Annotated in this window: 14 protein-coding genes, 4 tRNA genes and 2 rRNA genes; 2 read left to right on the forward strand and 18 right to left on the reverse strand. The window is 38.3% G+C overall.

The annotated features are described in order from the left end of the window. Positions 1–35 precede the first annotated feature (35 nt). The 9 genes from rpoC to C9914_RS02915 all read right to left on the reverse strand — a co-directional run bounded on the left by rpoC (position 36) and on the right by C9914_RS02915 (position 14,245). Positions 36–3,572, reverse strand: a complete 3,537-nt coding sequence (rpoC, locus tag C9914_RS02875; protein WP_022265305.1) for a DNA-directed RNA polymerase subunit beta' — start codon at positions 3,570–3,572, stop codon at positions 36–38. A 20-nt stretch (positions 3,573–3,592) separates the two neighbouring features. Further along, on the reverse strand, positions 3,593–7,441 hold the full coding sequence (rpoB, locus tag C9914_RS02880) for a DNA-directed RNA polymerase subunit beta (protein ID WP_106763216.1): 3,849 nt from the start codon (positions 7,439–7,441) through the stop codon (positions 3,593–3,595). A gap of 410 nt (positions 7,442–7,851) precedes the next feature. Continuing rightward, positions 7,852–9,081 carry an LCP family protein gene (locus C9914_RS02885; protein WP_106763218.1) on the reverse strand — a complete coding sequence of 410 codons (1,230 nt, stop codon included), beginning with the start codon at positions 9,079–9,081 and terminating at the stop codon, positions 7,852–7,854. Positions 9,082–9,293: 212 nt separating this feature from the next. Further along, a complete protein-coding gene (yfbR, locus tag C9914_RS02890; protein ID WP_106763220.1) occupies positions 9,294–9,890 on the reverse strand; it encodes a 5'-deoxynucleotidase in 597 nt (198 codons plus the stop codon). A gap of 120 nt (positions 9,891–10,010) precedes the next feature. Then, positions 10,011–11,015 carry a hypothetical protein gene (locus C9914_RS02895; RefSeq protein WP_106763222.1) on the reverse strand — a complete coding sequence of 335 codons (1,005 nt, stop codon included), beginning with the start codon at positions 11,013–11,015 and terminating at the stop codon, positions 10,011–10,013. Further along, a complete protein-coding gene (locus tag C9914_RS02900; RefSeq protein ID WP_022265310.1) occupies positions 11,005–11,571 on the reverse strand; it encodes an RNA polymerase sigma factor in 567 nt (188 codons plus the stop codon). Before C9914_RS02900 ends, C9914_RS02895 begins: the two co-directional genes overlap by 11 nt. Positions 11,572–11,752: 181 nt before the next feature. Beyond that, positions 11,753–12,640 (reverse strand): DUF4299 family protein, encoded by an 888-nt coding sequence (locus C9914_RS02905; RefSeq protein ID WP_022265311.1) that lies wholly within the window; start codon positions 12,638–12,640, stop codon positions 11,753–11,755. A 12-nt stretch (positions 12,641–12,652) separates the two neighbouring features. Continuing rightward, positions 12,653–14,029 (reverse strand): UDP-N-acetylmuramate--L-alanine ligase, encoded by a 1,377-nt coding sequence (gene murC / locus C9914_RS02910; RefSeq protein ID WP_106763224.1) that lies wholly within the window; start codon positions 14,027–14,029, stop codon positions 12,653–12,655. A gap of 140 nt (positions 14,030–14,169) precedes the next feature. Next, positions 14,170–14,245, reverse strand: a tRNA-Gly gene (locus tag C9914_RS02915). Between the two features lie 356 nt (positions 14,246–14,601). Between C9914_RS02915 and C9914_RS02920 the strand changes: the two genes are divergently transcribed. Beyond that, a complete protein-coding gene (locus tag C9914_RS02920) occupies positions 14,602–15,342 on the forward strand; it encodes a starch-binding protein (RefSeq protein ID WP_106763226.1) in 741 nt (246 codons plus the stop codon). A gap of 220 nt (positions 15,343–15,562) precedes the next feature. Here the strand turns inward: C9914_RS02920 and C9914_RS02925 are convergent, their stop codons facing one another. The 4 genes from C9914_RS02925 to C9914_RS02940 all read right to left on the reverse strand — a co-directional run bounded on the left by C9914_RS02925 (position 15,563) and on the right by C9914_RS02940 (position 18,971). Then, entirely contained in the window at positions 15,563–16,837 is a 1,275-nt protein-coding gene (locus C9914_RS02925; RefSeq protein WP_106763228.1) for a DUF1015 domain-containing protein, read from the reverse strand. 46 nt (positions 16,838–16,883) lie between these two features. Next, complete coding sequence (gene ychF / locus C9914_RS02930; protein ID WP_022265315.1) at positions 16,884–17,978, reverse strand: redox-regulated ATPase YchF; 1,095 nt, start codon at positions 17,976–17,978, stop codon at positions 16,884–16,886. 137 nt (positions 17,979–18,115) lie between these two features. Continuing rightward, the gene (locus C9914_RS02935) at positions 18,116–18,607 is read right to left on the reverse strand and encodes a hypothetical protein (protein WP_106763230.1); all 492 of its coding nucleotides are present in this window, start codon (positions 18,605–18,607) and stop codon (positions 18,116–18,118) included. Positions 18,608–18,701: 94 nt separating this feature from the next. Continuing rightward, on the reverse strand, positions 18,702–18,971 hold the full coding sequence (locus C9914_RS02940) for a hypothetical protein (RefSeq protein WP_022265317.1): 270 nt from the start codon (positions 18,969–18,971) through the stop codon (positions 18,702–18,704). Positions 18,972–19,148: 177 nt separating this feature from the next. On the opposite strand from C9914_RS02940, the gene C9914_RS02945 reads away from it, so the two are divergent. Then, positions 19,149–20,531 (forward strand): penicillin-binding transpeptidase domain-containing protein, encoded by a 1,383-nt coding sequence (locus C9914_RS02945; RefSeq protein WP_106763232.1) that lies wholly within the window; start codon positions 19,149–19,151, stop codon positions 20,529–20,531. Between the two features lie 317 nt (positions 20,532–20,848). On the opposite strand, the gene C9914_RS02950 is transcribed toward C9914_RS02945, so the two are convergent. From C9914_RS02950 to C9914_RS02970, 5 genes are all read right to left on the reverse strand, one after another. After that, positions 20,849–20,924: transfer RNA gene (locus C9914_RS02950), tRNA-Asn, on the reverse strand. A gap of 35 nt (positions 20,925–20,959) precedes the next feature. Beyond that, positions 20,960–21,076, reverse strand: a 5S ribosomal RNA gene (gene rrf, locus C9914_RS02955). Positions 21,077–21,123: 47 nt separating this feature from the next. Beyond that, positions 21,124–21,198: transfer RNA gene (locus tag C9914_RS02960), tRNA-Glu, on the reverse strand. A gap of 60 nt (positions 21,199–21,258) precedes the next feature. Beyond that, positions 21,259–21,334: transfer RNA gene (locus tag C9914_RS02965), tRNA-Lys, on the reverse strand. Positions 21,335–21,387: 53 nt separating this feature from the next. Then, positions 21,388–21,466 (reverse strand): 23S ribosomal RNA (locus C9914_RS02970); the annotation flags it as partial.

Below are 21,466 nucleotides of genomic sequence, written 5' to 3' on the forward strand. Positions count from 1 at the left end.
ATCTGAGCTATGCCTGATTTACAATCTAAATGTTTTTATTCAGCTGAATTAGATGGATTTTCCTCTCTATATTCAACATCTCTATAACGGTGCATACCTGTACCAGCAGGAACAAGCTTACCGATAATAACATTTTCTTTAAGGCCCATAAGTGGGTCAACCTTACCCTTGATAGCTGCATCTGTAAGAACTCTTGTTGTTTCCTGGAATGATGCGGCTGAAAGGAAGGAATCTGTTGCAAGAGAAGCCTTTGTGATACCAAGAAGCATTGGTGTGTAGGTTGCCTCTGTGAGTCCCTCTTCACCATTTGCAATTCTTGCACGAACCTCATCGTTAGCAGCATAAAGCTCGCTCTTATCAACAAGAGTTGTTGGGAGAAGCTTTGTAGAGCCGTTATCATCAATTCTGACTTTCTTCATCATCTGACGAATGATAACTTCGATATGCTTATCGTTGATATCAACACCCTGCATACGATATGCTTTTTGAACTTCCTGAATGAGGTAGTTCTGAACAGCTTCTGTACCCTTAATTGCAAGAACATCGTGTGGATTTACAGAACCCTCTGTAATCATTTCACCAGCCTCGATGACCTGACCTTCTTCAACACGAACTCTTGAACCAAATGGGATGAGGTAAGACCTCTGTTCACCTGTTTCATCATTATAAATAACAGCGTGACGGTTCTTCTTGATTTCCTCGAACTTGACAACACCAGCAATTTCACTGATGATAGCGAGATGCTTAGGCTTTCTGCCCTCAAAGAGTTCTTCAACACGAGGAAGACCCTGTGTAATATCTTCAGCTCCTGCGACACCACCTGTATGGAAGGTTCTCATTGTGAGCTGTGTACCAGGCTCACCGATAGACTGAGCGGCAATAATACCAACAGCCTCACCGACTGTAACAGGCTGACCGTTTGCAAGGTTAGCACCATAGCAACGCTTGCAGACGCCGTGCTTTGCACGACAATGGAGAATTGAACGAAGCTTAATGCGTTCAACACCCTTGCTGACGATAAGGTCTGCTTCATCATCACCCATAAGCTTATCCTTAGAAACAAGAACCTCGCCTGTTGCTGGGTCTTTGAAATCTTCGCAAAGGTATCTGCCGAGAAGTCTTTCGTGGAAGCTTTCGATAGATTCCTTACCCTCTTTAATCTCGAATACTTCGATACCCTCAGTAGTACCACAGTCGTCCTCTCTGATGATAACATCTTGTGAAACATCAACAAGTCTTCTGGTAAGATAACCTGAGTCAGCCGTTCTAAGAGCTGTATCGGCAAGACCCTTTCTCGCACCACGAGATGAAATAAAGTATTCCAAAATGTTAAGACCTTCACGATAGTTAGCTCTGATAGGAATTTCGATTGTTTTACCTGCTGTATTCGCAATAAGTCCACGCATACCAGCAAGCTGTCTAATCTGGCTCATAGAACCACGGGCACCAGAGTCAGCCATCATAAAGATTGGGTTATATCTGCCGAGGTTAGCCTGAAGTGCGTCAGAAACATCATTTGTTGCAGTTTCCCAAACCTTAAGAACCTTTTCGTAACGCTCTTGGTTAGACATAAAGCCTCGCTTATACATCTTTGTAACCTGGTCAACCTGCTTTTCTGCACGAGCGATAATATCTTTCTTTGTTGGTGGAATTTCAGCATCACAAACAGCAACAGTAATAGCACTCTTTGTAGAATACTTATAGCCCTGTGCTTTAACAGCATCGAGAACCTCAGATGTTCTCTGTGTGCCATGGATTCTTATACACTTATCAAAGATTTTTCCAAGCTGCTTTTTGCCAACAAGGAAGTCAATCTCAAACTTGAGGTCATTTTCAGGGTTAGTTCTATCAACAAAGCCCAAGTCTTGTGGAATAGGTCTATTGAAGATGATTCTGCCAACAGTTGTATCGACAAGACCTGTCTTCATAACGCCATTGATTTCGAGAGTTCTTCTGACCTTAATCTTAGCGTGAAGGCTGACAACCTTTGCATCATAAGCCATAATAGCTTCGTCGCAGTCACGGAAAATTTTGCCCTCGCCTGGTTCGCCGTCCTTATCGAGTGTAAGATAGTATGAACCAAGAACCATATCCTGAGTAGGAACTGTAACTGGTCGTCCATCTGATGGCTTGAGGAGGTTATTTGATGCAAGCATGAGGAATCTTGCTTCTGCCTGAGCCTCTGCTGAAAGCGGTACATGGACAGCCATCTGGTCGCCGTCGAAGTCAGCGTTAAATGCTGTACAAGCAAGTGGGTGGAGTTTCAATGCTCTACCCTCTACAAGAACAGGCTCGAATGCCTGAATACCAAGTCTATGAAGTGTAGGAGCACGGTTGAGGAGAACTGGGTGTCCCTTGATAACCTTTTCAAGTGCGTCCCAAACCTCTGGCTTTGCTCTTTCAACAGCCTTACGAGCAGCCTTGATATTACCGGCAGCATTATTTTCAACAAGGATTTTCATAACGAAAGGCTTAAAAAGCTCAAGAGCCATTTCCTTAGGAAGACCGCACTGATACATTTTAAGTTCAGGTCCAACAACGATAACCGAACGACCTGAGTAGTCAACACGCTTACCAAGAAGATTCTGACGGAAGCGTCCCTGCTTACCTTTAAGCATATCGGAAAGTGACTTCAAGGCTCTGTTATTAGGGCCTGTAACTGGTCTGCCTCTTCTGCCGTTATCTATAAGTGCGTCAACTGCTTCCTGAAGCATTCTCTTTTCATTTCTGATGATAATATCAGGAGCATTAAGCTCTAAAAGTCTGCTAAGTCTGTTATTTCTGTTGATAACTCGTCTATAAAGGTCGTTAAGGTCAGATGTTGCAAAGCGTCCGCCATCAAGCTGAACCATAGGACGAATATCCGGAGGAATAACAGGAATTACATCGAGAATCATCCATTCAGGTCTATTGCCTGAAAGACGGAAGGATTCTACAACTTCAATTCTCTTGAGGAGTCTTACTCTCTTTTGACCAGAAGCATTTTCGAGTTCTTCCTTAAGTTCATCAGAAAGTTGGTCGAGGTCTATTTCTGCAAGAAGCTTTTTGATAGCTTCTGCACCCATCATAGCCTCAAAATCGTCTTCATACTTCTCTTTAAGGTCTCTATACTCTTTTTCTGTAAGGCACTGCTTTTTCTCGATTTCTCTTACATTGCCCGGATCAGTAACGATATACATTGCAAAGTAGAGAACCTTTTCGAGTGTTCTTGGTGATATATCAAGGATAAGCCCCATTCTTGATGGAATACCCTTGAAATACCAGATATGAGATACAGGAGCAGCAAGCTCGATATGTCCCATACGCTCTCTTCTTACCTTAGAACGAGTAACTTCAACACCGCAACGGTCGCAGATTTTTCCTTTAAAGCGAATTTTCTTATACTTACCGCAGTGGCATTCCCAGTCTTTTTGCGGACCAAAGATAGTTTCGCAGAAAAGACCATCGCGTTCTGGCTTTAGAGTACGGTAGTTAATGGTTTCAGGTTTTTTAACCTCGCCATAAGACCATTCTCTTATCTTTTCGGGTGAAGCAAGACCAATCTTTATAGATTCAAATACATTAAATTCCATTAAATGCTTCCTCCTGTCGATTATTTATCATCATCGGAATTGCCGAAGAAGTCGCCGCCCTCATAGTCGGAATCCTCTCCGAACATATCTTCGTCGGCATCGTCCTTGTCGTTTACGATTCCTCTTTCGTCAAACATATTGTCCTCGTCCTCATCATCACCATCGAGCATATAGCCATCCATAGTGGTCATAACATTTTTCTCGTTAAATTCGGAGTCGGAATCAGCGTTCAGACCAACATCATCATCTTCGTCAAAGTTTTGTCTGAGGTCGATTTCGTTATTATCCTTATCGAGAACCTTAACATCAAGAGCAAGTGACTGGAGTTCCTTAATAAGAACCTTAAATGATTCAGGAATACCAGGTGTAGGAATGTTCTGTCCCTTAACAATAGCCTCATAAGTTTTAACACGACCGACAACATCATCAGACTTAACTGTGAGGATTTCCTGAAGTGTATAGGCAGCGCCATAAGCCTCAAGTGCCCAAACTTCCATTTCACCGAATCTCTGTCCGCCGAATTGAGCTTTACCACCCAAAGGCTGCTGAGTAACAAGTGAGTATGGACCAGTAGAACGAGCATGAATCTTATCATCAACAAGGTGATGAAGCTTGAGGTAGTACATATAACCGACTGTAACAGGATTATCGAACCACTCGCCAGTTCTGCCGTCACGCATTCTTGTCTTACACTCGTTAGTAATAATGCCGTCCTTTTTGAAGCATTCTGTAAAGTCAATCTTGCTTGGATTTTCAGGCGGCGGCAATTCTCCTGCCTTCGCCTTTTTCTCTATATCCTTATAAATATCAAAGATGTCATCTTCGTGAGCACCGTCAAAGACAGGCGTCATAATCTTCCAGCCAAGTGCCTTAGCGGCATAACCGAGGTGAACCTCAAGAACCTGACCGATATTCATACGAGAAGGAACGCCCAATGGGTTAAGAACTATATCGAGCGGAGTACCATCTGGGAGGAATGGCATATCTTCAACAGGGAGTATTCTGGAAACAACACCCTTGTTACCATGACGACCAGCCATTTTATCACCGACAGAAATCTTTCTCTTCTGTGCGATATAGCATCTGACAACCTGATTTACACCCGGCTGAAGCTCATCTTTACTATTTTCTCTTGTGAATACCTTAACATCGACAACGATACCATATTCACCATGAGGAACTCTAAGTGAAGTATCTCTGACCTCACGAGCCTTCTCACCGAAGATTGCTCTGAGAAGTCTTTCTTCTGCTGTAAGCTCTGTTTCACCCTTTGGTGTAACCTTACCGACAAGAATATCGCCTGTGTGAACCTCTGCACCGATATGGATAATGCCACGCTCGTCGAGGTCTTTAAGCATATCGTCGCCGACATTAGGAATATCTCTTGTAATTTCCTCAGCACCAAGCTTAGTGTCACGAGCCTCTGTTTCGTATTCTTCTATATGAATTGATGTATAAACATCATCACGAACTATCTTTTCACTGATAAGAACAGCATCTTCGTAGTTATAACCTTCCCAAGTCATAAATCCGATAAGAGCATTCTTACCAAGACTGATTTCACCGTTATTTGTTGAAGGACCATCAGCAAGAACTTCGCCCTTCTTAACACGCTGACCTCTGTTAACTATTGGAATCTGGTTGATACATGTATCCTGGTTTGAGCGTGTAAACTTAATAATGTGGAAAGTTTCAGTCTTGCCTGAATCATATCTCATCTTGATTTGGTCAGCACTTACACTCTCAACAACACCATCTTCGGAAGCAAGGATACAAACGCCTGAGTCAACACCTGCTTTATATTCCATACCTGTACCAACGATAGGTGACTCTGTTACGAGAAGCGGAACAGCCTGTCGCTGCATGTTAGAACCCATCAAAGCACGGTTTGCGTCATCGTTTTCGAGGAACGGAATCATTGCAGTAGCAACAGAAACAACCATTCTTGGAGATACGTCCATATAGTCAGCTTTATCACGCTCAACTTCAACGAATTCATCTCTGCATCTACCGTTGATTTTCTCGTGAATGAAGTGTCCTTCTTCATCGAGTGGTTCGTTAGCCTGTGCAACAATATAGTTATCCTCAACATCAGCTGTCATATAGACAACTTCATTTGTAACAACGCCCTTATCCTTATCAACCTTACGGAAAGGTGCTTCTATCAAGCCATATTCGTTAATCTTTGCAAAGGTTGCAAGATATGAGATAAGACCGATGTTAGGACCTTCAGGAGTTTCGATAGGACACATACGACCATAGTGGCTGTAATGAACATCTCGAACTTCAAATCCTGCTCTATCTCTTGAAAGACCACCAGGACCAAGAGCTGAAAGTCTTCTCTTATGTGTAAGCTCTGCAAGAGGGTTATTCTGATCCATGAATTGTGAAAGTGGTGATGAACCAAAGAATTCCTTGATTGCAGCTGTTACAGGACGAATATTGATAAGCGCATTAGGGGACATATTTTCAAGGTCCTGAGCCTGAAGTGTCATTCTCTCACGAATAACTCTTTCAAGACGGGAGAAACCTATTCTGAACTGATTTTGAAGAAGCTCGCCAACAGAACGGATACGACGATTGCCAAGGTGGTCGATATCATCAGTATTACCAATGCCGTTTGCAAGACAGTTCATATAGTTGATACTTGCAAAAATATCATCAATGATAATGTGCTTTGGAACGAGGTCATCTCTTCTGCGGCAGATTTCCTTTTTAAGTTCTTCGTCATTATCGCACTCGCCAAGAATTTCGCTGAGAACAGCAAAACGAACACGCTCTTTAATATCACATTCTTCTTTTGCATCGAAATCAACAAACTTGGAAATATCAACCATTGCATTGGATATAACCTTAACGATTTTGCCCTCGATATGCTCAACGAAAGCAATATTTACACCTGCATCTTCGATTTCTCTTGCAAGAGCAGGAGAGATAACCTGACCTGCCTCTGCCATAACCTCACCTGTGAGTGGGTTTGCGATAGGCTCTGCAACCTTTTGATTTGCAATTCTATTTGCTATGCCAAGCTTTTTGTTATATTTATAACGACCTACTCTTGACATATCATATCTTCTTGGGTCGAAGAAAAGTGCATTGATATGTGCCTGAGCACTTTCTACTGTTGGTGGCTCACTTGGACGAAGCTTTCTATAAACTTCCTTGAGAGCCTCTTCGGTATTGCTGCATGAATCCTTTTCGATTGTTGCAAGGATTCTTTCGTCAGCACCGAAATAATCTATAATATCTGTGTCGGAGCTAAGACCTAAAGCTCTGATAAATGTTGTAACAGGGAGCTTTCTGTTCTTATCAATACGAACATAGAAAACATCGTTGACATCGTTTTCATACTCAAGCCATGCGCCTCTATTAGGGATAACTGTTGAGCTGAAAAGCTGCTTACCTGTTTTATCATATTCCATCTTATAGTAAACGCCAGGAGATCTGACAAGCTGTGAAACAATAACACGCTCAGCACCATTGATAACAAATGTGCCGCTTGGTGTCATAAGAGGAAAATCGCCCATAAATACTTGGCTTTCCTTAACCTCATCTGTTTCTTTATTGTGTAATCTCGCAGTTACACGAAGTGGTGCGGAATGAGTTGCATCTCTCTCCTTACACTCTTCAACACTATAATTGGGGTGCTCGGTATCAAGCTCATAATCAACAAAATCGAGCGTAAGATTACCTGTATAATCAGAAATACCAGAAACATCTCTGAAAACCTCACGCAAACCCTCATCAAGGAACCATTGATATGAATTTTTCTGAATCTCGATGAGATTAGGCATATCAATAACTTCGTCAATACGGGCAAAGCTCATTCTCTCGGTATTACCGAGACGCACAGGTTTGACATTTACCATTTGGCCAATCACTCCATTCATCATTTAACCGTCTTTAACTTTCCCTTTATATATTCGGCAAAGTCATAAAGAAAAATTTTTGAAAAATTAGACTTGATTTTTTGTCGAATATGTGATAATATCTTGTAGTCAAGCACACGAAAAGGGAATATTTATCTATTATGGTGCAGTATATTATTATAAATCCGTGGGAAGCTATTGTCAAGTATTTTTGCAAAGTTTCCTTATTTTTTTGCATTTTTTCAGGATTTATGTAATATCATTTAAATAAAGTATTTTGAATTTTAATGCCGCTGTTTAAGAAGCACCCGACTGGGTTGTTATAAATTTAACTTGATATTGGCATTTTAAACAAGAAAAATCTCCTACGCTTACTAAAGCTGTAAGCATAGGAGATTCTTTTTTAATATTTAAGCTGCATTGTTGTATTGTTCGTCAGTAGTTGTTTCTTCTGATGAATTGTTTGAAACTTCACAATCTGAGCTTCCGAAAATAGCCATCTGGATTCTTGCTCTCTCTGCGTCCCAATCGTTGATTGTAACAACATCCATTCCGTCAATTTTTGGGCAAGAGAAATTTCCGCCTGATAAATCAGGTACACTCAATGCGGTAACATCATAATTAAGATAGTTCAAAGCATTCTGAGCAAGATAAACAATTTCGCCCTTGTCAAGGTCTGTTTCAATCATAGGTCCTACTTGATATATGATACTCATAATCTGTGCAAGGTTAGACTTCTTCAAATCCTTCATAATTGTATTGAGAACGATTCTCTGACGGTTTGTTCTATCCCAGTCAGAACCAGCACTATCTCTATCTCTTGAATACCAAAGAGCCTGTCGTCCGTTAAGATGAACTACACCGGCCTTTGCAGTAATTTCGTGTCTTGTCTGAACCTGATTGTTCTTCCAGCACTGCCAGTTTATATAGTCGATTTCCTCGTCAGTAAGCTCAAGGTCTATACCGCCGAGAGTATCTATAATATTTGTAAAGCTATCAAAATCAACTATCGCATATCTGTCTACATCTACGCCGAAATTATATTCGATAGTTTCTATTGCAAGCTCCGCTCCGCCGAGTGCATACGAGGTATTAAGTCTATGAGGAAAATATCCTGGAATTTCAACCCACAAATCACGCAAAAACGATGTCATAACTATGTCACCTGTTCTATTGTTGATAGAAAGCAAAATCATAGAGTCTGAACGACCATAAGCTTCGCCTTCAACTTTTTTATCTGCACCAAAAAGCATAATATTAAGAACATCATTATCAGATTTTAAGGTATCGGGAATAGTCCCCATATTATACGATGTTGTACTGCTTTCTGCCTTTGATGAGCTTGAACTTTTGCTTGAGCTTGAACTATTCTCTGGCAGTTTATTATAGTTTATACGGCTTATTGAGCTATAAGCATATATACACGCCGAACCACCTAATATAAATATAACTGAAACAAGACAGATTGCAATATTAGCAATCCACATTTTCTTGAATTTTTGAGATTTATTTTTCTTTTGGGCATTGCTTGAGGGACGACTTCTTACCTCAACCGGAAAATTGTCTATATCATCATAGCTTGAATATGACGAATCAGAGAAAATATCCTCAAAGTCATCATTCTTGTGATTATCTTGCATAAATTCATCACAACCTTTCTAATATTGCAGCGCATAAGCACATAGGATAAGATGTTTAAATACCTTTCCATTCTTGTCATTATAGCTTATATATCGGCAAAATTCAACGAAATCCGCAAAAATCGGCGATATTAACAGAAAATTTCCTATTATAAATTTTCTACCGTCAATGAGAAATATAATAAATCCTAAAAACTTATATTATTGTCGGTTTATTCATTATATTTTTTAATTTGCTCATCGAGTGTCATTCCATATGATGGCATAAATTCTTTGATAAATTCTGCAAGCTCAGGTGTCATATTTTCTTCTATTATTTTCCTTGTGCTTTCCTCTGCCTTGCAAAATTCCATATTGCCCATTCGGCGTTCATCAATACATTTTATCAATGCTGACAATCTATCTGCTGATTTTACGATTTTCCATATTTCTTCATCGCCGTCTTGTACTACAAAATATTTTTCATATTCTTCTCTCAAATCATCTGGGAGAGTTGATAAAAGTCTTTCTCCAGCTTCTTCCTCAACAGCCTTATATGCCTCACGCAGTTTTTTGCTTGAGTATTTTATCGGTGTTGGCAAGTCGCCTGTAATAATCTCTGTGCAATCGTGAAACATTGCATAAACTGCCACTTTATCTGCATCAATGCTTCCGCCGAAACGCTTATTCTTAATTATACAAAGTGCATGAGCAATAAATGCTACTTCAAGGCTATGTTCGCTAAGGTTTTCGTTTCTTGTATTATTCATCAAACCCCAACGATTTATGTATTTAAGGCGTGAAAGCGTAGAAAAAAAGGAATAGCTCATACCAAAAACCTCTCTGAACATTATTTTGCAATAATAATAGCATAATATTCGTCAATGTTCAACAGAATGGTATGAGCCGTTCCTTATTTAGTTATTTTAATAAAAGACTTTTAGATGTTTTTATGAGTTGCTATCGAGAATAGTTACCTTTAAGCAGTGCATACTTCCTGGATATGATTCCGCAACCATATCATAGCTGATAAGCACACTGGACATAGGTTTAATATCAGCAGCAGTAGCAGTTTTTCCATTTTCAAACTTAATCTCTGCATCAGATAAATCAATTGTACAGCAGTTATCTGGCTCACCATTAATACAGCTTATAAACTTATCAGCTGTAACTATTGCGTATACGCTGTCATTCAGCTTATCCTTTATGCGTTCAGGCACTTTATATGGAATAGCTTGCTTTAAAAGTTCCTCGCCTGTTTTTTTGCAAACATCTGACAAGCTATCAAATCTCAATGGTAATACCAATTTATCGTCTACTATATATTGACGAATATTTCCTTGTCCAAAGTTTGCAGTTTCACCAAGCTGATTGATAATTTCCTTATAGGTCATACCTGCTTTAATTGCTTTCACATCAGATGAAGTGATTTTCTTAGAACCCGCACAGAAATAATTATCTGGAATATCTGTGTTAGATAGTTTTGCTGAATTAGAACTTTCAGAACTGCTTGCTTCTACACTTGAAGTATTATTCTTGGAATTTTGAGAATCACTTGCTGCTGTACTTGAAGAAGTATTTTTGGAATTCTCAAAATCATATTTACTTTCTAATGAATTATATATTTCCTCTTTATTGTTATTTCCTTTGGCACATACACTGTCTGACGAGCATGAACCATTATCACCTACCTGTGGTCTGAACTTTGTTGAGCCGATTATAGCAAAGCTTACAGCCGCAGCAAAACACACACAAGCCGCAATAGATGCAACTATTCTGAATGTATTTCTTGGCTTAACCTTAACAATCTCAACAAGTTTTTTATCATCAGTTTTCGCACTATCATTTGATTCTGCTGCGTTGGTTTCATTAACTGCATTTATCTTAGGAGCAGCCTCCTCGATAAATTTATCATCAATATTACCTATGGCTTTCAATAAATCTTCACTTTTCATAAATAATACCTTCTTTCTCTAAGTGGCTCTTCAACTGTTTTCTCAAACGAAAAAGTATAGATTTAATCTTTTCTTCACTAATATCATATTGTTCTGAAATTTCCTTTATAGAACGGGTGTACCAGTATCTGCTTACAAAAATTTTTCTCTTTTCTGATGTCAAGCTCTCTAAAAAAGCGTTTATTGACTGTGAAAGCTGTTTGCTATAAATTTCATTTTCTACACTGAAGCTATCTGAAATACATTCCTCAAGCTCTGAAAGAAGTACATCTATTTGCCCGGCACCTCTTTTTTGGGTATTATTATGTTTTAATCTATTCAGTGATATGTTTCTTGCTATTTTACCTAAGAATGCTTTTAGGTTATTCGGTTCACTCGGCGGAATAGATTCCCACGCTTTTTGAAATGTATCATTGACACACTCCTCTGCATCTTCTGAATTTTGCAGAATAGAAAATGAAATGCTATTACAGTACGCTGAATATTTATTGTAGGTTTCGTTGACAGCCTTTTCGGAACGTTCCATATATAACTCAACTATTTGCTTATCATTCATTTTCTCACCTCACTTGAATTATAGAAGAGCCTCTTCACCTATATAGACAACAAAATTTTACAAAGGTTGCATTAAATACAATATTTTAAACGATTTTCAAAAAAATAGAGCATATTTGCCCTAAAACCATTAAAATGGAAATCCGAGAACAAATATACTCTATAAACATTTTGTTTAATTTTTAGTTTGGCGGAAGTGTACCAAACTTCTTTAGCATAAAATCAATTCTTTCTCTTGTTAAGCCCTTTAACAAGATATTCTGTGCATCATAATGTAGATAATCCTCTTTTTTCAATGCCTTGAGAAAATCATCATACATAAGATGTCCGAGAACACTTTCTTCATCGTGCGAGTAGATGCTGATATACCAATCTTCAATTTCAATAGGTCTGCCTGTTTTTGCGTTCTTAAATCCAAATGGGCATCTTGGTATGGCAGGAACTATACTTACAACACCTTCTGTGAAAACATACATTCCAAAAACACAATCACGGCGTTTTGTTGTCATAATATTAGGGCGAGCATAATATGCGTCAATATTCTGCATTCTGTGCATATATTCGCTAAACGCTTCTAAAGGATTTCCTTCTTTGAGAAATTTTAAATCACCCTCACCAAGGTATAATGCCCATCTTGCACAAAACAAAATCGGCTTTTGGAATTTTCCACTTGTTATCTCTTTTATTGATTCAATAGAGCTTGCTTTTGCAGCTTCTGCAAGCTTGCTTGAATTATATGGGTCGAATATTTCTCCACCCTGACTTACCTCGACTTCTTTGTTCCAGAAATCAGCCACACGAGCAGCCGTAGCATAGAAATCAGCAATTTCTTCAGCAGATGAAGGGAGTGGCAAAAATAAGCTTATCTCATTATCGCCAAAGCCTACGCTCATACCCCTGCCGATTCTTTCTGGATTAAACATACTTATGCTGCCATCAGGACCTTTTTGTTCCATATTGAGTCGAACACCATCGAAAGAACCATATTTGAATTTACCACCTGTAAGCACATCAATAGATGGCAATTCTTTTTTAGCGGATTTATTTTTAATTATAATTTCAATAGCCATAAATTCACCTAATTACTCAGCGTATTTCTGCTTGAGTCTATCATAAATCATATTTGCACACATATATACATTACCACCGCCAAGAGTGATAATTAAATCTCCAGGCTTAACGCTGTTCACAACAAAGTCTGTGATTTCCTCAAAGGTTTCAAACCATACACAGCCCTTGATTTTATCAGCTAAGTCTTTAGAGTAGATATTATATGTATTTGTTTCACGAACAGCAAGTATCTCAGAAAGAACTGTATGGTCAGGTATTGAAAGTGCGTCCGCAAAATCATCAAGAAGCATAGCAGTTCTTGAATATGTATGTGGCTGAAATACAGCCCAAACATTTTTATAGCCCATTTCCATAGCGGCAGTGAGAGTTGCACGAAGCTCTGTCGGGTGATGTGCAAAGTCATCAGCAACAGTGATTCCGCCCTCTGTTCCGAGAATTTCAAAGCGTCTGTGAGCACCTGTAAATTCACCAAGACCATTTGCAATATCACGAGCTGAAACACCAAGCTCAAAGCAGGCAACCGCCGCCGCAAGAGCATTCATTACATTGTGTTTGCCAGGAACCTTAAGCTTAACAGTTGTAAGCTTTATATTGCCCTTGATAATATCAAATTCGTCCATAACGCCTTCATTGGTGATAACTGCACGATAATCATTCTTCTCACCAAAGCCAAAGGTTATTGCACGACACTCAATGTCTTTAATAGCTTTGAGTGTATTTGCATCATCACCATTCACTATAAGAAGTGAAGTTGTCTGCTGTGCAAACTTATGGAAGGATTCAATGATTCGGTCAAGAGTTCCGAAATAATCGAGGTGGTCTTCATCAATATTAAGAATAATAGAAATTGCAGGATTAAGATGTAAGAAAGTATCTACATACTCACAAGCCTCACAAACAATAATATCACTCTTACCAATTCTGCTGTTGCTCCCTAAGAAAGGAAGCTTGCCACCGATAATTGCGGTAGGGTCATAATCAGCCATAGTCAAAAGCTGAGTAAGCATAGAAGTTGTTGTTGTTTTTCCATGAGTACCAGAAACAGCAATTGAACGATTATACTTTCTTGTTACCTCACCAAGCATAATACAGCGTTCAACAGCAGGGATTCCAAGATGTTTTGCGGCTACAAGCTCAGGGTTATCAAGCTTAACAGCAGCAGTATAAACTATAAGGTCAGCACCCTCAACATTTTCCGGATAATGCCCCATAGTAACAGGAATTCCATAAGAACGAATACGCTCTAATGTATCAGATTCTGCCATATCGGAACCCGTAATTTTATAGCCTTCATTAAAAAGTATCTCTGCCAAAGGACACATACCTGAGCCACCGATACCTATAAAATGTATAGTTTTGACACCGTCCAAAAGATTTTGCTTATCCAAGAAATCCACTCCAATCTTAAAAATAGTTCACATAACTGTACACAATTAATGTATTTATAAAAATCGATAAAGAGATTTGTCGTATTTTTACGGCAAAAAGAAAAAGCACTCGCAAGGCGAATGCTTTCTTTTTGGAGCGTTGGAGCGGATGACGAGGCTCGAACTCGCTACCTCCACCTTGGCAAGGTGGCGCTCTACCGGATGAGCTACATCCGCATCTCTTAATGCTTGATTATTATAACCTATGCTTTCAAATTTGTCAAGCATTTTTTCGATTTTTTTGAAAAAGATATTTTTATACATCACTGAATACCAAATTATTAAATAAATAATTATATTTTTCATTTTAAGTTAGTCAAGCTATTCTGAATTCTATATTAGAAAAAACATTAAAATTTTATACATTATGTATAATTTATTTTAAATAATTTGGTGGTTTTTATTTTAATACGTTAGATTTTTTTTCGTTTTTCTCTTGATTTTTTGAATATTACATAGTATAATAAGTGCAATGAATCTCTTAAGTGAGGTTTAAAAAATTTATTTTTATTTAATTTAGGAGGAAATCCAAAATGAAAAAGATTCTTAGTGTCATTTTCGCAGCAGCTCTTGTAGCTTCTATGTTTGTTGTTGGTGCAGTTAGCACATCTGCAGCAGACGATTACACAGTTTACTTCGAGATTCCAGACGATGCAACTCTCGAAAAAATTGGCCTTGATGTATGGGGCAGCAAAGTTTCAGTTCATGCTTGGAATGACGCAGGCAACTTAAACGGCGAGTGGCCAGGTGCTGAAGCTACTCATGTTGAGGGTAACATTTACTCTTACACATGGACAGCTGATAGCGTTCCAACAGGTATCATCTTCAACAACGGTAATAACGGTGTTCAGACACAGAACATTGACGGTGGCGAAACAGTCTCTAAGACAGATGCTTCTAAGACAGTTAAGAACCCAGCTATCGAGTGGGGCAAGCTTTATAAGGCTACTGGCGAAGGTATAGAAGATCCTAATGGTAACACAAATGTTGTTGTAGCAGCTACTGACTATAAGACAGCAGAGCCATCAGCTACAGAATCTAAGAAAGAAGAACCATCAGCTACAGAATCTAAGAAAGAAGAACCATCAGCTACAGAATCTAAGAAAGAAGAACCATCAGCTACAGAGTCTAAGACTGAGTCTGTTGCTGAATCTTCAGACGACAAGACAGTTGCTACTGGCGACACATCTGCTGCATGGGTTCTCCTTGCTGTAGTTGCTGCTTCCCTCGGCACAGCTGTTGTTATGACAAAGAAGGCTTCTTCTAAGGACTAATCCTTAGTCGTAAGAGTACTTAACGATTAACTAATTAAAATCGCTCTTGCTTTCGGGCAAGAGCGGTTTTTTTATGCAATTAAATTTCTATAAAAAATTGTAGAGTATATTGGGCTGTAATTCATTTCTAAATGAATCCATTTAGGATTTTAGCCATATATACTCTACTTTTTTAATTTATTTTCTTTTAGTGCTTTTGTCTTTTACCTATAAAGGTCATTTAAAAAAGCTTATTCATTACAAGACCTGTAATGAGCTTTGGATAAAAATATGTAGACTTCTGAGGCATCTTTCCGCCTGCGGCAGCTACATCTCTGATTTCAGTAACTCTTGTAGGATTCAAAATAAAAGCACAGTTAGCCTTGCCGTTTTTAACACTTGCTATTGCCTCATTGAAGTCCTTTGTATATGTAAGGTTGACTTGATTAGCCATATTTTCCTTATCTATACCGAAAAGCTTTTCGAGTATGAGAGAATGAAGTACTGTAACATCAAGCTCTCGAACAGGCTTTAACATATCTGGCAAAAGCTTTTCTAAAACATCAGAATCTTTGAATGTAAGCAATGTATAACCATTGCCACCACTATAAAAGCCGTAAGCCTTCTTGCCCATATCATATAAAGTACGGAGGTCTTTCTCAATAGTTTCGTATGATAGTTTCTTTTCTACATAAAAGTATTCCTCGCAAAGCTTTTCTGCCTTTTCAGCATCAAAGCTTTCCAAATCACGCACTATTCTATGTGTTGGAAATACAACAAGTCCTTCGTGTTCCATATCGACAAGCATCATCATTACATAATCTTCGCCACCGTCACCAATTTTATTTTCATGACAATAGTTTCTATAATTAAGGGCAGTTTCATAGCGATGATGACCGTCGGCAATATAGAGCTTTTTATCATCAAACTCCTTGCAGATAGCAGAAATTTCTGCTTCATCTGTTACAATCCAAAGACGATGAGTGACGCCATCATTATCTGTCAATTCTATTTCAGGCTTACCTGCGGAAAGTCTATCAAGTGTGTTTCTTATGGTATGTTTTTCGTCCATATAAAGAGAATATATCTGACTGAAATTGCAGTTTGTAGCTTTCATAAGCTCGAAACGGTCTTTCTTTGCCTTTGAAAGAGTTTCTTCGTGTGGAAGAACTATTCCCTTAGAAAATTCTTCCAGCTTAACACGAGTAATACAACCCTTAAATTTATTTTTCACACCATAAGCTGTAAATTCTTCTTCGTAGATATAAATGCTATCCTTTTCATCTTGTTTCAAAACGCCTGTATCAATCCACTTTTTAAGTGTTGCTTGTGCGTCCGCATAAGGATTTTCACCTCTTGGAAGTTCAAGTCTGATGATGTTGTTTTCGTTCTCATTGAGGTATGCCTGACGCTGTTCCTCACTGATGATGTCATAAGGTGGGCAAACAAGCTCATCAATTTTTCCAGCAACAGCTGTATCAAATCTCAATGCACGAAATGCTTTAATTTCTGCCATTTTAAAATTCTCCTTTCAACTATAAAATTTGATTATGGAAAAACAATTAAACATTGAATCGGAAAAGAACTATATCACCGTCTTTCATAACATAGTCCTTACCCTCTGAACGAACAAGTCCCTTTTCCTTTGCGGCTGCCATAGAACCACAGGCCATTAAATCATCAAATGCAACTACTTCTGCACGAATAAAGCCACGCTCAAAGTCGGTATGAATCTTACCTGCTGCCTGTGGTGCTTTTGTACCCTTTGTAATTGTCCACGCTCTTACTTCTGGTTTACCCGCTGTGAGATAAGAAATAAGTCCAAGCAAGCTATAACACTCTGTAATAAGGCGGTCAAGACCTGAACTTTCAAGTCCCATTTCAGAAAGGAACATTGCCTTTTCTTCGTAGTCCATATCTGAAATTTCTGCTTCACTCTCTGCACAAATTGGCAGAACAGCTGCGTGTTCACTTGCGGCAACTTCCTTAACACTATTTACATACTTATTATTTTCTATGCCCTTTGCGAAATCGTCTTCGCTAACATTTGCTGCATAAATAATAGGCTTATTTGTAAGCAATGCAACACTCTTGAGCAACTCTGCCTCATCTTCTGTACACTCAACAGAACGAGCAGATTTGCCTGCATCAAGTGCTTCCTTTACTCTCTTAAAGAAATCAAGCTCTGTCTGATACTTCTTATCGCCCTTGAGGAGCTTCTGAGTTTTATCAATTCTTCTATCAAGCATTTCTATATCAGAAAGAATAAGCTCAACATTAATCGTATCTATATCACGCTTAGGGTCAACTGAGCCATCAACATGAATAATATCATCATTATCAAAGCAGCGTACAACATGAACGATAGCATCACATTCCCTTATATTTGAGAGGAATTTATTTCCGAGACCTTCGCCCTTAGATGCACCCTTTACAAGTCCTGCAATATCAACAAACTCGATAGTTGCTGGTGTAAACTTTTCTGGCTGATACATTTCTGCAAGCTTATCAAGCCTTGGGTCTGGGACTGCAACAACACCAACATTTGGTTCTATTGTGCAGAAAGGATAGTTAGCAGACTGAGCACCTGCATTTGTAATAGCATTAAAAAGTGTACTTTTTCCGACATTTGGTAAACCGACAATTCCTAATTTCATATTTCAAGTTCCTTTCATTATAAAACAAGCAAAAAGCTTTGCATAACAAAACTAATATACCATATTTAGAAGAATTTCTCAACACTCACAGATAAATTTATAAAATGATATGAACTTAAAACCCTTAAATCAATTATTTATAGATAGAAATATGTTTCGTAATCATAATAAGTAAAATCACGCCTATTAAAAATACTTTCCTCAACCTTATCTTCATTTATATTATTTAAATCATAAGACTTTGTGTCTAACTGCCAGTCGAGATTTTTGGGGATTCTTATGGTAAATTTTCCGTACTTTTCATCTGTGTATAATATAATTCCTATATCAACGCCCATAAGAAAGTTTTTTCGTTTTATATATAACCTAAATATAAAATCTGCTACAATAAAAATTAATATTATAGCAAAAAGAATTGCTAAAGGCATTCTCTCCTCCAGCCACCAAGTAGGATACCTTTTTGGAAAGCTATACTTATAATACTTATAGTCACAAAGGAATAGCTGTACATATTCTTTAATTATCAAAAACATTATCATAATAAATAAAGCGTGTTCTTTGAGATTATTCCACCAATATGACTGCTTCCAAATATCAAGTTGTTTTTGTTCGAGCCTTCTCCAAACCATAATTTTCACCTTTTATTTAATACTTATATAATTAAATATTATCATACAAGCATTTAAAAGTAAAGAATTATTTTTATTTTATCACTAAATAGCTTTACTGATATTTGCTATAAAGAATTTCGTCTTCTTCTACATTCTCTACCTTACAAAATGAAAGAATATAATCAAAAAGGTTTTCTTCCTCATGAATTTCATATCTATCACCAAAAATAAGCTCTATATCTATATGACGATTTACTTGTTTCTGTTCGTTATATTCAAAGCTATCTACGCGATAAACTACAAGTGATACATCATCGCTTACATCATATTCATCTACTGGCAAATCTTTTACAATCTTCTTAACATCATCTAAGCTTAGCATTATTATTTTCGCTTCCTTTTTCAAAAAATTTAATAAAATTATACCATATAAAAAACGAAAAGCAACAAAAATATATATGCAAATCTTCATCACTTGCATATATATTGAGTTTTTCTGCTTATTATGCTATAATAGCGTAATAAAAAATATAGAAAAGATTCATTCTAAGGCGGTGAAATGATGAAGAAAATACGCAATCGTTCTCTGATTGTCTGGCTTTTAGCTATGGCTTTTATCGGTGGAATGATATATTTTTCAATTAATCTTATAATCCACGCTGACCTTTGGGCCTCAAAACCTCAAAATGCACACATAGGCGTGGACGGAATGGGTATGGCTGGAACTATAACAGATATAAATGGTGAAATTCTTGCTTATAGTGAGAACGGAAACCGCTATTATAATTCAAATGAAGATATTCGTTGTGCTTTACTTCATACTGTCGGCGATGAGGGCAGAAATATCGGTGGCTCTATACAAAATGTTTATCGCTCGCAACTTTCAGGATATAGTTTTATTTTTGGTATGGGGCTTCCTGACGGCTTAACACTTGGTAGAAATATTCAGCTTACTGTAAACAGTGAGATTTGCAAAACTGCTTATCAGGCATTGGGCAATAATCGTGGTGCGGTATTCGTCTATAATTATAAAACAGGTGAAATCGTTGCAAAGGTAAGCACTCCTTCATATGACCCTCAGAACATTCCTGATATTGAGGGTAATGACGAATACGAAGGTGTTTATGTTGATAGAAGTATTATGGCGACATATCCACCAGGCTCTACTTTCAAGCTTGTAACCGCAGCAGCGGCTCTTGAAAATATGACAAAATCCGAGCTTGAAAATCGCACATATACTTGCACAGGCAGCGATACTATCGGAGAAAATAAAATTACCTGCTATGAGGCTCACGGCGAGGAGAATTTTGAACAAGCCCTTGCACATTCTTGTAACTGCTATTTCGCACAATTAGCTGTTGACCTTGGTGCCGATAAAATGACTACACAAGCCAACAGAATGGGATTTAACAAAAGCGTTTCTATAAATGATATTGATACTGCAAAAAGCGTTTATGATGTTTCTAAGGCTGATAAAAATCAGCTGGGCTGGAGTGGTGTTGGTCAATATACAACTCTTGCAAGTCCTATGACTATGGCTGTTATCTCTGGAGGTATTGCAAATGGTGGTACACCTATAATGCCATATCTTATAAAGCAAATTTCATTGCCGTTTGGTCTGCCAAATATTCCTCAAAGTGGAAATAAAGGGACTCAGATGTTAAGCGAACAAAATGCAAAAACACTTTCTGATATGATGAGATACACCGTTGAAAATGAATATTATGGTGGTGGCTTTAATGGAGAAATCTGTGCTAAGACTGGTACTGCTGAAGTCGGCGGAGGAGAAGCTGCTCATGCTTGGGTAACTGGTTTTAGTAGAGATGAAAGCTGTCCTTTGGCATTCGCTGTTATCATAGAAAATGGTGATTCAGGATATTATACAGCTTTGCCTGTTGCCGCACAGGTTATGAATAAAGCCCTTGAAATATACGGACAGTAATAAAAAAAGCTACTATAAAGAGCATAAATGGCTAAAATTCCTAAAACGGAAATTGGCTGTTTATGCTCTTTTCATAATATTCTTTTTACAAACAAAATAAAGTCACTTTTTGATGTAACGGTTTCTCTTTATTTACATATTTCATTTGTACTCTCCAAAAGTTCAAACACTTTACAACAGTTTATCTTCTATATATGTATTAAGTGTGGCAATTCTATCAGCATATAAATTCATAACCACACTACAAATTTCAATATAAAAATAATCTCCAAATTTTTGCAAAATAAAAAGCAGTAAGCAAAAAACTTACTGCTTTATGGCTCCCCCAACTGGGCTCGAACCAGTGACATCATGATTAACAGTCATGCGCTCTACCGACTGAGCTATGGAGGAATAACAGCAAAACACCCTATTGGGTGTTTCGCTTGTGTTGGCGTCTTCCTATTTTTCCAGATCGTCACCAATCAAGTATCTTCGGCACTACTGAGCTTAACTTCCGTGTTCGGCATGGGAACGGGTGGACCCTCAGCGTCATCAACACCAACTCTGTATGGTTCTTTATCGCCATACATACTTAATATTCTCTTTTTCTTGGTGACTCGTGCGGGAATCGAACCCGCGTTACCGGCGTGAGAGGCCGGTGTCTTAACCGCTTGACCAACGAGCCGTTTTCTCGGCGATTGGTTAGGGTTCGTCACCGCTCGAGAGTGTGCACCCTTTCGGGCTTTGGTGCACCATCAGGGATTCGAACCCGGGACACCCTGATTAAGAGTCAGGTGCTCTACCAACTGAGCTAATGGTGCATATCGCACCCTCAAAACTGAATAAAGAAGCAGATTTGCTTGAACCAAAGTTCATGGTCAAGCCCTCGACCTATTAGTACTGCCAAGCTGAATACCTCACGGTACTTACACACGCAGCCTATCAACCTTGTA

Source organism: Pseudoruminococcus massiliensis, from assembly GCF_900291955.1.
GTDB lineage: Bacteria > Bacillota > Clostridia > Oscillospirales > Acutalibacteraceae > Pseudoruminococcus > Pseudoruminococcus massiliensis.